Source organism: Micromonospora cabrerizensis, from assembly GCF_022230955.1.
Classification (GTDB): Bacteria; Actinomycetota; Actinomycetes; order Mycobacteriales; family Micromonosporaceae; genus Micromonospora; species Micromonospora cabrerizensis.
In genome coordinates this window covers 17,513-30,452 of the sequence record NZ_JAKKFI010000091.1, presented here as the reverse complement: position 1 = coordinate 30,452, position 12,940 = coordinate 17,513, and the positions used below count along the sequence as shown (strand labels likewise).

14 protein-coding genes are annotated in these 12,940 nt (G+C 72.5%); 10 read left to right on the top strand and 4 right to left on the bottom strand.

Features of this window, described 5'->3' with window-relative positions; translation table 11 throughout:
* The 3 genes from LADH09A_RS24855 to LADH09A_RS24845 form a co-directional block, all read right to left on the bottom strand.
* Positions 1-3,435: an ATP-binding protein gene (locus tag LADH09A_RS24855; protein ID WP_238647902.1), complete on the bottom strand. Its 3,435-nt coding sequence runs from the start codon at positions 3,433-3,435 to the stop codon at positions 1-3.
* A 70-nt stretch (positions 3,436-3,505) separates the two neighbouring features.
* On the bottom strand, positions 3,506-3,868 hold the full coding sequence (locus LADH09A_RS24850; RefSeq protein WP_007466101.1) for a hypothetical protein: 363 nt from the start codon (positions 3,866-3,868) through the stop codon (positions 3,506-3,508).
* Between the two features lie 13 nt (positions 3,869-3,881).
* The gene (locus LADH09A_RS24845) at positions 3,882-4,196 is read right to left on the bottom strand and encodes a hypothetical protein (RefSeq protein ID WP_030327982.1); all 315 of its coding nucleotides are present in this window, start codon (positions 4,194-4,196) and stop codon (positions 3,882-3,884) included.
* A 355-nt stretch (positions 4,197-4,551) separates the two neighbouring features.
* Here LADH09A_RS24845 and folP point away from each other — a divergent pair, with 355 nt between their 5' ends.
* From folP to LADH09A_RS24810, 7 genes are all read left to right on the top strand, one after another.
* Positions 4,552-5,427, top strand: coding sequence for a dihydropteroate synthase (gene folP, locus LADH09A_RS24840; RefSeq protein WP_238647901.1), 876 nt, complete (start codon positions 4,552-4,554; stop codon positions 5,425-5,427).
* Positions 5,424-5,792: a dihydroneopterin aldolase gene (folB, locus tag LADH09A_RS24835; protein WP_238647900.1), complete on the top strand. Its 369-nt coding sequence runs from the start codon at positions 5,424-5,426 to the stop codon at positions 5,790-5,792. The genes folP and folB overlap by 4 nt, the downstream gene beginning before the upstream one ends.
* A complete protein-coding gene (gene folK, locus LADH09A_RS24830; RefSeq protein WP_238647899.1) occupies positions 5,789-6,316 on the top strand; it encodes a 2-amino-4-hydroxy-6-hydroxymethyldihydropteridine diphosphokinase in 528 nt (175 codons plus the stop codon). Before folB ends, folK begins: the two co-directional genes overlap by 4 nt.
* A 19-nt stretch (positions 6,317-6,335) precedes the next feature.
* Positions 6,336-6,875, top strand: a complete 540-nt coding sequence (locus LADH09A_RS24825) for a DUF3180 domain-containing protein (protein WP_238647898.1) — start codon at positions 6,336-6,338, stop codon at positions 6,873-6,875.
* A 119-nt stretch (positions 6,876-6,994) separates the two neighbouring features.
* The gene (locus LADH09A_RS24820) at positions 6,995-8,209 is read left to right on the top strand and encodes an ABC transporter permease (protein ID WP_238647897.1); all 1,215 of its coding nucleotides are present in this window, start codon (positions 6,995-6,997) and stop codon (positions 8,207-8,209) included.
* A 53-nt stretch (positions 8,210-8,262) separates the two neighbouring features.
* On the top strand, positions 8,263-8,571 hold the full coding sequence (locus LADH09A_RS24815) for a hypothetical protein (RefSeq protein ID WP_238647896.1): 309 nt from the start codon (positions 8,263-8,265) through the stop codon (positions 8,569-8,571).
* Between the two features lie 65 nt (positions 8,572-8,636).
* On the top strand, positions 8,637-9,128 hold the full coding sequence (locus LADH09A_RS24810; RefSeq protein WP_238647895.1) for a hypothetical protein: 492 nt from the start codon (positions 8,637-8,639) through the stop codon (positions 9,126-9,128).
* Positions 9,129-9,240: 112 nt separating this feature from the next.
* Here LADH09A_RS24810 and LADH09A_RS24805 read toward each other — a convergent pair whose 3' ends face one another.
* Positions 9,241-10,245, bottom strand: coding sequence for an ABC transporter ATP-binding protein (locus tag LADH09A_RS24805; RefSeq protein ID WP_372492346.1), 1,005 nt, complete (start codon positions 10,243-10,245; stop codon positions 9,241-9,243).
* 2 nt (positions 10,246-10,247) lie between these two features.
* Here LADH09A_RS24805 and LADH09A_RS24800 point away from each other — a divergent pair, with 2 nt between their 5' ends.
* The 3 genes from LADH09A_RS24800 to LADH09A_RS24790 all read left to right on the top strand — a co-directional run bounded on the left by LADH09A_RS24800 (position 10,248) and on the right by LADH09A_RS24790 (position 12,876).
* On the top strand, positions 10,248-10,934 hold the full coding sequence (locus LADH09A_RS24800) for an ABC transporter permease (protein ID WP_238647894.1): 687 nt from the start codon (positions 10,248-10,250) through the stop codon (positions 10,932-10,934).
* The gene (locus tag LADH09A_RS24795) at positions 10,931-11,671 is read left to right on the top strand and encodes an ABC transporter permease (RefSeq protein WP_238647892.1); all 741 of its coding nucleotides are present in this window, start codon (positions 10,931-10,933) and stop codon (positions 11,669-11,671) included. Before LADH09A_RS24800 ends, LADH09A_RS24795 begins: the two co-directional genes overlap by 4 nt.
* 200 nt (positions 11,672-11,871) lie before the next feature.
* Positions 11,872-12,876, top strand: coding sequence for a glycine betaine ABC transporter substrate-binding protein (locus LADH09A_RS24790; RefSeq protein ID WP_238647890.1), 1,005 nt, complete (start codon positions 11,872-11,874; stop codon positions 12,874-12,876).
* Positions 12,877-12,940: the final 64 nt, after the last annotated feature.

The window sequence follows — 12,940 nt, the reverse complement described above, 5'->3', positions numbered from 1 at the left end:
TCACGCCTCCAGATCCGGCAGGGGGATGCTCGGCAGCACTCCGGCCGCAGCGGCGATCGCGGCGGGCGTCGTGTCGAGGTGGTCCAGCAGCCCTTCGACGTACGAGACGTCGACGCGGACCTTCTGCACCCGCCCGTCGACGTCGCGCATCACGAACTCGCGGAAACCGAGGCGGTTGGACGAGCTGGTGTCTGCGGCGGAGAGTGAGGCGAGGGTGGCCTCGTACCCGTCGTTGACCGGCACCCGCAGCAGCCGTAGTGCTTCGGAGGCGATCTCGGCGTCCTCGGCGATCCGGCCGACGAAGACGGTGGAGACGAGGTTCTGCACGTCGAGGCCGAGGATGTCGCGGGGGTTCTGCGAGGCGACCAGCGCGGCGAGGTTCCACTTGCGGGAGTCGCGGGCGAGCCGGACCAGGAACGAGCGCCCGGAACGCCAGCCCTCCATGAAGTGCGCCTCGTCCAGGCCGACCAGTTTGCGGGACGACATCGAGCCGCCGTAGCAGCGGCGCACGGCGAGCCGGTGCGCGGTGTGCAGCATCGGCAGCGCCAGCGCCTCCTCGGCTGACCAGTACTCGCGTTCGATCTTGAGGTCGGGCAACCGCAGCCCGGCCATGGTGATCACGGTGAGTGCGGCGTCGGCGCCGAGCAGCCCCTCCGGTGGCCGGCCGAAGAAGAGCATGGCCAGGGGCATCTCGGCGGTGTCCAGCAGGAGGTTGGCCAGCTCCTTGCCGGCGTCGTCGTCGAGGCGCCCGAGGCAGCTCACGACGTCGTCCAGGGTGGACGTCTCCTCGGCGGGGACTTGGCGGACCGCGTGCCGGAAGAGGGTGGCGGTGGATGCCTCCCGGGCCACCTGCGGCGGAACGAGCATCATGCAGATGTCCTGGACGAGCATTCGCCGCTCGGCCCGAGCGTTGGAGACGGCGATCTCGAACTCCCGGTCACCGGCGGCCCCGGCACCGAACTCGGTGCGCAGCGGCGTCGGGATGAGCGAGTAGGGCGCCAGGGTGCCGTGCTCCGAGCCGGTCAGGTTCAACACCCGGGAGTACGGCCGCAGCTCGGGCATCGCGCAGAGTCGGGCCAGCGGCCCGGACGGGTCGAGGAGGGTCACCTGGACACCTCTGCGGGCGGCCAGGTAGCCCAGCGCGCCGAGCAGGGTGGACTTGCCACCGCCCGGCTCGGCGACGAAGACCGCGAGCCCGGAGCGTTCCCGAACCTCCATGGGGAAGTGCAGGTCGAGGAAGACCGGGCGGCGGCAGGTGCCGGCGGTCCGGCCGATCAGGTCGCCTCGCCGGTCGCCCACGTTCGATGCGGCCTGTGGGAGCGCGGCGGCCAGCAGCGGCACCGGCATACGGCGGACGTAGCCGGTGTTGGCGATCGGCTCGCCGGGGATGAACTCGCGGGCCAGCCAGTCCTGGTTCTTCGGGTGTTGCAGCGAGATACGCAGCTCCCGGGAGTAGAGCTGGATGAGCCGGCGGGCCCGTTCCATGCACTCCTCCCTGGTGCGGCCGCCGACGGCGATCCGGTGCCAGCCGTGCGCGCGGGCCGAGTCGACCGGCAGGCCGGTTGTCATCTCGTCGCCGATCACCAGCGCCCGCTTGGCCAGTCGCTCCAGCTCCGGCGGTGCGTCGATGCCGTGCTCGGCGTAGTCGAGCTGCTGGGAGCGGATCATCCGTAGCCGGTGTTCGAGGTTACGGAAGGAGTCGCCGGAGCCGAGGATGTCGACGCGGGTGGAGATCTCCATCGGCCAGGGCAGCCGCTCGTGGAAGTGCAGCCAGGGCTCGTGCCGTTCCGGGATCTCCAGCGGCTCCATCCGGCCGACCGCGAGCACGGCAACGTGCCGTTCCTCGCCGGTCATCCGGTTGACCAACTTGACGGTGGAGCCGTACGGGGTGCGGTAGCGCTCGACCTGCTCGGTCAGGGCGAGCAGGTCACCGCGTTCCCATTGCCCGTTGGTCACCGGGGAGAGCCGCCCCGGGGGTGCCATGCACAGCGCCACCGAGCGGTAGAGCAGCCATTCGAGCTCCTGTGCGGTGACCCGTCGACCGCGCATGCCGAACGCGCCGAGCACCTCGTCGAACTGCTCGACGGTGCGGCCCAGCTTGCGGCGTTCGCCGTCTGCGGTGCCCCGACCGAAGGTGCGCAGCAGTCGTTCGGTGAGCGAGTCGCCGAGGGATCGGCGGGCGAAGGTGACACCCAGGTAGGTCTGGCCTTCGGCGTGGTTGACGGACATCAGGTGCCGTTGGGCGGCGACCAGGTGGTCGGCCCAGCCGGTGGTGCCGGGAACGTCGGCGAGCGGTGCGGCGGTGTGGGCGTCGATGGTGCGCGCCCACTCGTCGGCGGGGAACGGCCGGGTGGTGCGGCGCAGGTGCAGCCGGAAACCGGCCAGGCCGGCGTACTGCTCGGAGATCGCCGACAACAGTGCTTCGCGTTCGGCGTCCGGTCGGAACGCCCAGCGGACCTCGGGCAGCCAGTACCAGGCGGTGACCGTGTTGGGGGTGAAGGTCAGGTGGCCGGCGATCTCGGTGATGGCCAGCTCGACCGACGGGTCCCGATCACCGAACTTGATCTTCGGGGCGCGGATCCGGGTCGGCTTGGTCGGTCGGTCCTGACGGCTCGCGCCACGCTCGCGGGGTGGGGCGACCTCTTTTCCGGCGCCCTTGGGTCGCTCCGAGCCGGCGGCGCGGCGCTGGGTCCCCTCCAGGGCGGGCCGGTCCACTCTCGCGGCGCCGGCCGGATGGTCCGCCGGGGCGGTTGGTCCGCCAACCGGTGACGCTGGCTGGTCCGCGGGGGCGGTCGGTCGTTCCACCGGCGCCGGTGGTCGACCCGACGGCGTCGCCGTCGGCCGTGCGGCGGGGGAAATGTCAGGTGGCCGGGTCGCCGTGCCGTTGGGCCGCGACCCGGAGGTGCCGTCGGCGGTGACTTCGGGCTCGCGCGGCGGACGGACCATCGGCAACCGGTCGCCGGCCTGATGCGGCACCCGTGACTCGCCGCCGTGCCGGGGCTCGACGCCCCGGCCGCCGCCGGGCTGGTCGTCGGGCGTCCACGGTGGCTCCAGCTCGGGAGTGGGTCGAGCTGGTGCCGGGCCGGAGGGGAACTGCTGCTGCTGTGGGATCGCCGGCTGCTCCCGGGTGCTCGGGCCGGCCGTGACGGCTCGCGCCCCGCCGGGCCGGGCCCCGCCGAAGAGGTCCAGGAAGGGGGAGTCGATGTCGGCGTTCTCGCCGGCCGAGACCGCGCTCGGCTCGGCGGGGGGCGTCCGGCGCGGAATCGGCCGGGGTGCCTGGAACACGCCGACCGCGCCATGGCCGGGCGACGTCACCAGCGCGGGGTCGAGGGCCACCTCGTCCTCATCCTCGGTGTAGTCGAATGAGTGCGCACGGTGACCTGCCGGTCCGGCCGGGCGGCCGGCCGGGGAACCCGGCGTGGAAGAGCGGCTCATGCGACCGCCTCAGCGACTGTCGGCAGACTGTTACCCGCGTCGTGCGACGGACCGATCGGCGTACGCCCGGTCATGCCAGCTCCTCCCGAATCCTGATCCGGCTGCCGACCAGGCGCGGATCGCGCTGCTCGATCGCCGGCTCCCGGGTGCGTCGCCAGTCGGTCAGCGCGGTGCGGATGACCACCCGCGCCGGCCGATCGGGGTCGACGTGCCGGAAGATGAACGACGTGGTCACGATGGCGAGCGCGATCTCCCAGGCCGGGAAGAGCTCGACCGTCAACGTGAACAGCCAGTGGATGAACATGTAGAGGGGGACCAGCAGCATGAAGAGCCCGTACTGGGCGTAGGGCAGGTGGACCGGAAGGGTGTAACCGGGCGGCCCGAGGTAGACCAGGCGGGCCCGGTAGATGTCGTCGTCGGTGCGCAGCCGCATCTGGTGAACGCGCCTATTCGAAGATGAGGTCGATCAGGTAATCGCCGACGAAGAAGAGTGTTGCCGCGCCAGCGATGAACGCGAGCCCGACGATGGCGATCGCGGAGCTGGTCAGCACCTTGGAGATCTCACCCCGGCTGGCGCGACCGATGAAGATGACGCCCAGGACGGCGAGCAGGATCGGCGCGATCTTGCTGGCGAAGAAGGTGACGACACTGTTGGTGTCGATCCCCTTCGGTGCCGGCTCCGCGAGCGGAGCTGACGCCAGAGTGGAGAGCGCGTGGGCGACGCCCGAAGACGCCGTCTCCATGAGCTCGAAGGCGATCACTGGAACCTCCCCATAGCGCGGCCGGCGGTGCCGCAGCGGTGCAATGGACGAGCCTGGCGGGAAACTGCTCCACAGGGCGCAGCGTTCTTGACCCTGCGTTCGTTACTCACCACGGAGGGTGGCGAGGTTTGGGCGGTTTTCCCCCGCTTCGGCCCTCCCTCCAAGCTTCGCCATCTCGATGCTGGCCAATTCCAAAGCGTACGGGCCGCCCCGGATTGCGACAAGCCGCGAAGGGCCTGCCCGATGCTGCCCGAATGACCGATCGTACACCTGTTCTAACGAGCACGTCAGGGGTGGTGGTGGGAGCCCGACCCGGGCTGGCGAACGCCGCTGCCCCGACCGGTACCGTGCAGTCGTGACCGATCTGGTGCGGGCTCCGGGCCCGGTGGTGATGGGCGTCCTCAACGTCACACCGGACTCCTTCTCCGACGGCGGACGGTACGCCGACCTCGACGCGGCCGTCGGACACGGCGTCCGTCTGCGCGACGCTGGCGCGCACCTGGTCGACATCGGCGGCGAGTCGACCCGTCCGGGCGCGGAGCGGATCGACGCCGCGACCGAGGTCGCCCGGGTCCTGCCGGTCATCCGTGAGCTGACCGCAGCCGGCGTCGTGGTCAGCATCGACACCAGCCGGGCGCGGGTGGCGGAAGCCGCCCTGGCCGCCGGTGCGGCGGTGGTCAACGACGTCTCCGGCGGGCTCGCCGACCCGGACATGGCCCGGGTGGTCCGCGACGCGCACTGCCCCTGGGTGTTGATGCACTGGCGGGGGCACTCCCGCACGATGCGCGAGCTGGCCAGCTACACCGACGTGGTGGCCGACGTCCGAGCCGAGCTGGCCCAGCGCGTCGACGCGGCGCTGGCCGCCGGGGTGGCCGCCGACCGTCTCGTCGTCGACCCCGGCCTCGGCTTCGCCAAGACGGCCGCACACAACTGGGAGCTCAGCGCCCGACTGCCGGAGCTGCTGGACCTCGGCTACCCGCTGCTCTTCGGGGCCAGCCGCAAGTCGTACCTCGGTGGGCTGCTGGCCGCCCCCGACGGCACCCCGCGGCCGACCGCCGAGCGGGAGGCGGCCACCGTGGCCACCAGCGTGCTGGCGGTCGCCGCGGGCGCCTGGGGCGTACGCGTGCACGACGTGCGGGCCACCGCCGACGCGCTCGCCGTCTGGGCCGCGACCGGCAGCCCGCGCCTGGCCGGCGCGCACCACGACGACAGGCAGGAGGTGCAACGGTGACGACGGACCGGATCCAGCTGACCGGCCTGCGGGCCCGCGGCCGACACGGGGTGTACGACTTCGAGCGGGCACAGGGGCAGGACTTCGTGGTCGACGCCGTCCTCGAACTGGACCTCGCCCCGGCCGCTGCCAGCGACGACGTCACCGACACCGTCCACTACGGCGAGTTGGCCGAACGCCTGGTCGCCGTGGTGACCGGCGAGCCGGTCAACCTGATCGAGACCCTCGCGGATCGGCTCCTCACGGTCTGTCTGGCCGACGAGCGGGTCGACACCGCCACGATCACCGTGCACAAACCAGAGGCCCCGGTGCCGCACACCTTCACCGACGTGGCCGTCACCATGACCCGGGCGCGTGCCCGGTGACCCGGGCCGTGCTGTCGCTCGGCAGCAACCTGGGCGACCGCCTGGAGCACCTGCGCACGGCTGTCGCCACGCTCGGCGACGCCGTACTCGTGCTGTCCGGGGTGTACGAGACTCCACCGTGGGGCGATGCCGACCAGCCCGCGTACCTCAATGCGGTGCTGCTGGCCCAGGACGAGAGCGCGACCCCGCGCGACTGGCTGGAACGGGCCCGCGACGCGGAGCGCGCGGCCGGTCGCGTGCGTGACCCGCAGCGGCGGTTCGGGCCACGCACCCTGGACGTGGACGTGATCGCCGTCTGGGGCGACGACGACGAACCGGTGCTCAGCGACGACCCGGAGCTGACCCTGCCGCACCCACGCGCGCACCTGCGCGCCTTCGTGCTGCGACCATGGATCGACATCCAGCCGTACGGCCGGCTGCCCGGTCACGGTTGGTTGACCGACCTCCTGACCACCGGCCCCGCTGCGGACGAGGCGCTGGAACTGCGTCCTCGGCCGGAGTTGGCGTTAGAGTCGACGGCATGACCGAGCGGAGCCGGCCGGCATGACGCAGGCGAAGTCCCCACCACCGGGCGGGTCGGGCCCGGACCGGTCCCGGATGGGCCCCACCCGGATCTCGACCCTGCTCGTGGCCGGCCTGGCCGCGGCGGCGGTGGCCTGGCTGTTGATCAGCACTCTCTACTACAGCGGCATTCCCCAGCTGCCCTGGCTGCCGGTGGTGACGCTGGCCGGGCTTGCCGTGCTCGAGGCGTACGCCGCGATCAACACCCGGGGCCGGATCGAGCGCAAGCCCGGCCGGGAGCCGGTCAACCCGCTGCTGGTCGCCCGCTTCGTGGTGCTGGCCAAGGCGTCGGCACTGGCGGCCTCCATCTTCGCGGGCTTCTACGCGGGGCTCACGGGTTGGCTCTTCGTGGAGACCACCCGCGCCGCCCTCGACGACCGGCCGGCGGCGGGCGGGGGGCTGCTCGCCTCGCTGGCTCTGGTCGGTGCCGCGCTGTGGCTGGAGCGCTCCTGCCGGGTGCCCGAACGCCCGGACGACGAGAACGAGCAGGACCCATGGGAGAGCCGCCCCGGCCAGCGCTGAGCAGGGGGTTACGCCCGGCTGCGGGCGCGGGTACGGTGCCTGCGATCGGGGAGCAAGGGCCGCCCACGGTTCGTCCGCGCGCCGGACCGGGGACGGCCGGCCACTGGGGAGGCGGCGTCATGGGGTACGAAGAAGCGGGCCGGGACCGGTCGGCGGAACCCTCGTCCGGGGTGCCCGCCGCCGTTCTGGAGAACGTCTTCGACGACCCCACCCATGGAGAGCCCGGCCGGGATCGGATCGGCGTGCACCTGGGATGGGAGTTCCTGCTGCTGGCCGGGCTGGCGGCCCTGGGCTGGCTGCTCTGGCAGGAAGACTCGGCCGCTCTGCGCGGCGACAACCTGCGGACGTTGCTGGTCGCCGCGGTCGGGCTGGGGTTGCTCGCCCTCGCTGCCGGGCTGAGCCTGCGGACGGCGGCACCGAACCTGGCTGTCGGGCCGATCGCGCTCGCCGCCGCCCTGCACTACGCCGAGCAGGGCGATCGGGGCCTGCCGGCGTCGGTCGGCCCGGCCGTGGGCGTGGCCGCGCTGGGCGGGCTCGCGTTGGCGCTGGCCGTGGTGGTGCTGCACGTGCCCGGTTGGGCTGCCAGCCTGGCCGGCGCGGCCGGTGTGGTGGTGTTCATCGAACGCCGGTCGGCGCCCGTGCTGGTGCAGGGCGACTACGACCCCGGTCGCAACGCCGGGTACCTCATCGCCGGCTTCGCCGCGGTGGCCATCCTCGGCGGGCTGCTGGGTGCCACCCGGGCTGTTCGCCGACTGGCGGGCCGGTACCGACCGATCGCCGATCCGGCCCGTCGGCGGGGCACGTTGGCCGCCGTGGTCACCGCTGTCGCGTTGGTCGGTTCCAGCGTGCTGGCCGCCCTCGCCGGCGTGCTGTTCGCCGCCAACGGCCTCGACGCGGTCGCGCCCACCTCGGGCCTGGACTGGACGGTGCTGGCGGTGGGCGTGACCCTGCTCGCCGGCACCAGCGCGTACGGCCGTCGGGGCGGGGTGTTCGGCACGGTGCTGGCGGTCGGAGTGGTCGTCCTCTTCCAGACCTATGCGCCGGAGCGTGGCTGGACGCTGAGCAACTGGGCGGTCGGCGGGGTGGCGCTCGGCGTGGGTCTGCTGGTCACCCGGCTGGTCGAGACGTTCGGGCGGCCACGACCGGGCAGCACCGACCGGCCCGAGCCGGTCGGCGACGGCACGATCAGCACGGGCTGGACCATGCCGCAGTCACAGCCGGTCGACAACTGGCCCCCGACGCTGCCGACTCCCGCCGCGCCCCAACCGGTCGACCCGTGGCGGGATCCGCGCTGGGAGGACAGCCCACGTCGGTGGGACACCGACGAGCGGTGAGCCGCGTCGCGTCCGCCGAGCCGGGGCTGATCTCGACCGTTAGGCTCGGCGACATGACCGACACACCTGCCGCCGCCCCCGGCGGAACCTCGTTCGAGGAACTCGACGCGTTGTCCACCGAGGAGCTGCGGGAGCGGGCGTTCGCCCTGGCCCGGGAGCGTCGCGACGTCAAGTTCTACTGGTCGGTGCTGCGGCGTCTGCCGAACGCGGACGAGGCCACGGTGCTGGACGGCGCACCGAACTCGATCGGCCCGACGATCGACGAGGCCAACGCCCTGTGGCGGGAGCTGACCGGTCACGGTTACGAGGAGTCCGCGCCTCTGCTGCGGGCCGCCTTCATCGACTACCTGATGAAGCACTGAGCCGCTCGGGGCAGCCCAGGCCGGCGCGGGCGACCGGCTCGGGGCCTGGGCGGATCACGTCGCTCATGCACCGCTCCGGCCCGGTCGGCCGTTACGGCACGGCGGCCGGCACCGGTGCGCTCGCCGTGCTGCTGCTGGTCGGCATCTGTGGCAGCCCGGCGTTCACCGGCTGGGCCGGTACGCAGACCGACCCGGACTCGGCCGCCGCCTTCTACGTGCGCCTGCTCGCGTGGCCGGCCTGGCGGCTGGACGCGGACGGGCAGGCCGGTGGGTTGTTCGCCGCCGACGTGCGGGCTGTGCTCCTGGTGGTCCTCGCGGTGGGCCTGCTCTACCTGCTGCCCGCCGCCCAGGTGGCCCGGGTGCCCGGCTCGGTCAGCCAGTTCTTCTCCGGCTGGGCCGCGTACGTGCTGGCCGGCGGGCTCGCCGCCGTGCTCGCGGCGCTGCTCGGGCCGACCCCGTCGATGCTGGGCGCCCTGCAGGATGCCAGCACCGGTGCCGGCTACGGCTTCCTCACCGGGTGGATCATCGGCACCGCCAGCCTCGGCGGTCGCGCCTGAGCTGGTCGGCGCGGTCGTCCGGAGGACCGGCGGTCACCTGGACCTGAGCCGACTCCCCGCGAACCGGCAGCGGGACCGGGCCGCCGGCTGCGGCAGCCCGGTCGCCATCGGGTCAGTTGGCCGGGCGGCCGAGGTCGAGCAGTCGCTGCCGGCTGAGCGTGCCCACCGGTCGGCCGCCGTCGGTCACCACGAGCTGGTCCTGTCCCGAGGTGAGCAGCACCGCCAGCGCGTCGTACGCGGAGCCGTCCAGCGTGACGCTCGGCAGGTCCGCCGCGACGTCCCCCGGTACGGGTTCCAGCGACTCCCGGTCGAGTGGGGTGACCGCCAGCCGGCGGATGCCCCGGTCGGCGCCGACGAACTCGCGTACGAACGGGGTGGCGGGTGCGCCGAGCAACGCGGCCGGCGTGTCGTACTGCTCCAGGTGCCCGCCCGCGGAGAGGACCGCGATCCGGTCGCCGAGCCGGACGGCCTCGTCGAGGTCGTGGGTGACCAGCACGATCGTCTTGCGGACCTCGGCCTGAAGGCGGAGGAACTCCTCCTGGAGGCGTGCCCGCACGATCGGGTCGACGGCCGAGAACGGCTCGTCCATCAGCAGCACCACCGGGTCGGCGGCGAGGGCGCGCGCCACCCCGACGCGCTGCCGCTGGCCGCCGGACAGCTCGTGTGGGTAGCGACCGCCGAACTCGGCCGGGTCCAGTCCGACGAGGTCGAGCAGCTCGTCGACCCGTGCCCGGGTCTGGCCCTTGGGCCATCGCAGCAGACCCGGCACGGTGGCCACGTTGGCCCGCACCGTCTGGTGTGGAAAGAGGCCGACGTTCTGGATCACGTAGCCGATCCGGCGGCGCAGTCGGACCGGGTCGACGTCGGTGACGTCCTCGTCGCCGAGCAGGATCCGGCCGGTGGTCGGCTCGATCAGGCGATTGATCATGCGCAGCACTGTCGACTTGCCGCAGCCGGACGGGCCGATCAGCACCACCAGCTCGCCGGCACGGACGTCCAGGCTGAGGTCCCGGACGGCCTCGGTGCCGTTCGGGTAGCGCTTCTGGATGCCCTGTAGGCGGATCGGCGCCGCGCGAGGGGATTCGGCCACGTCGGCGACCTCCGGGGTAACGTCCACGTATGTCCTTCCGCCTGAGCTACCGGGCCGACCCGGGTAACCCCTGGTTCTCCTGGCAGTACGTGCGGGACAACTCTGACACGATCCTCGCCGCGGTGCGTGAACACGCCTCCCTCACCGGGCGAGCGGTGCTGTTCGCGGTGCTGATCGCCCTGCCGTTGTCCGTACTGGCGTACTGGTTCCGTCCGCTCGCCGGCCCGATCCTCGCCGTCAGCGGGGTGGTCTACACCATCCCGTCACTGGCGCTCTTCGCGTTCATCGCGCCCTACCTGGGCACCGGGACGACCACCGTGCTGGTCGGGCTGGTCCTCTACGCGTTGCTGCTGATCGTGCGCAACGTGGTGGCCGGGCTCAACCAGGTGCCTCCGGAGGTCGGCGAGGCCGCCGAGGGCATGGGATACGGCCGCTGGGGGCGGCTGTTCCGGATCGATCTGCCGCTGGCCCTGCCAGGCATCGTCACCGGCGTACGGTTGGCGACCGTCTCGACCGTGGCGTTGGTCACAGTCGGGGTGCTGGTCGGGCACGGCGGTCTCGGGCAGTTGATCTTCGCCGGTTTTCAGAACAACCTCTACAAGGCTGAGATCATGACCGCCGCGCTGCTCTGCGTGGCGCTCGCGGTCGTGCTCGACCTGCTGCTCATCCTGGTCGCCCGACTGGTGACTCCCTGGTCCGCACGGAGGGCACGGTGACCGTCGCGGAGAACCCGATCGGCCAGGCGATCACCTGGATCAACGACCCACTCAACTGGACCAACCCCGGCGGCATGCTGGACCGCCTCGGTGAGCACCTGACGATCTCGGCGATGGCGGTGGCGCTCGGCTGCCTGGTGGCCTGGCCGCTCGGGCTCTGGTTGGGGCACCTCGGTCGAGGTGGCGGCCTCGTGGTGCTGATCTCCAACGCCACCCTGGCCATCCCCACCCTGGCGCTGCTGACCATCCTGCCGGTGGTCTTCGCCAGCGGCTTCGGGCGTACGCCGGTCGTGGTGGCACTGGCGGTCTTCGCCGTACCGCCGCTGCTGGCCAACGCGTACACCGGGGTGCGGCAGGTGGACCCGGAGGCCCGCGACGCCGCCCGGGGGATGGGCCTGTCCGGCGGGCAGCTGCTGCGCCGGGTGGAGCTGCCTCTCGCGGTGCCCTACCTGGCGGCCGGCTTTCGCACCGCGGCGGTCCAGGTGATCGCGACCGCGGCGCTGGCCTCCTTCGTCAACGGCGGCGGCCTGGGCCAGATCATCCGGACCGGCTTCGGTATCGGTATCGCGGCCGGCGGCGGGCAGATCGTCGCCGGCGGTGTGCTGGTGGCCGGGCTCGCGCTGCTGGCCGAGGTGGTCCTCGGTGGCGTCGAACGGCTGGTCACCCCCAAGCCGTTGCGGCGCGGGCGGCAGCGCCTCGGTCGGCCCCGGGCCGCCGACGCCACCGGGAGGGCCTGACCCTTCCGGGTGAGCCCGCGTCGAGCTGGCGACCCACGCCCGTCAAATCGGTGACGATGGGGTGACGAAGTCCATCCCAAGTTGTCGGTCGGTTCCGGAGCATGTTGGGTGGACATTCGCGGGCGGCCGACAGTCAGGATCGCCCGTCGGACACGCGGCCGGCCCGGGACGGGCCGCGCCGGGACACGGAAGGCGGGCACATGCGCGCAGGTTCACGTCTGGCGATCGGCGCTGTCGGCGTCGTCGCCGGGGCAGCACTCCTCACCGGATGCGGTGGGGCCGGCTCGTCCGGCACCGACGCACCCCAGACGAGCGCCTCCGGCGCCGGGTGCGCCCCGGTCGCCGGTCAGCAGCTCATCGCTCTGCAGGACGACAAGAAGCTCCAGAACTCCGACAACGTCATTCCCGCGGTCAACAGCAAGGCGGCCAACCCGCAGCTGATCGCCGCACTGGACAAGGTCTCCGCCGCCCTCGACACCCCGAAGCTGATCCAGCTCAACAAGGCCGTCAACGAGGACCGCAAGACCCCCAAGGTGGCGGCGGAGGAGTTCGCCGGCGCGAACAACCTCACCGCGGGCATCGCCAAGGGCCCGGGCGGCGACATCACGGTGGGCGCCGGCAACTTCGCCGAGAGTCAGATCCTGGGCGAGCTGTACCGAATCGCGCTCAGCGCCGCCGGCTACCAGGTCAAGGTGCAGCAGATCGGCAACCGCGAGCTGTACGCCCCGGCCCTGGAGAAGGGCGAGATCCAGGTCGTCCCGGAGTACGCGGCGACCATGGCCGAGTTCCTCAACACCAAGGCCAATGGCGCCAACGCGCAGCCGATCTCCTCGCCCGACATCAACACGACGGTGACCGCGCTCAAGGCCGAGGGCGACAAGGCCGGCCTCACCTTCGGCACCCCGGCCGCCGCGCAGGACCAGAACGCCTTCGCGGTGACCCAGGCCTTCGCCGACAAGTACGGCGTGCGGACCCTGTCCGAGTTGGCCGCGAAGTGCTCCGGCAGCGCGACCGTGCTGGGCGGCCCGCCGGAGTGCGAGCAGCGCCCGTTCTGCAAGCCGGGCCTGGAGAAGACGTACGGGCTGTCGGTGGGCAAGTTCTCCTCGCTGGACCAGGGCGGCCCGCTGACCAAGAGCGGTCTGCGCGACGGTTCGATCAGCGTGGGCCTGATCTTCTCCTCGGACGGCGCCTTCGCCACGAGCTGACCTCAATCGAGGCGCTGAGGACGCCCCCGCCCCGACCGGGCGGGGGCGTCCGTGCGTCCGGGGA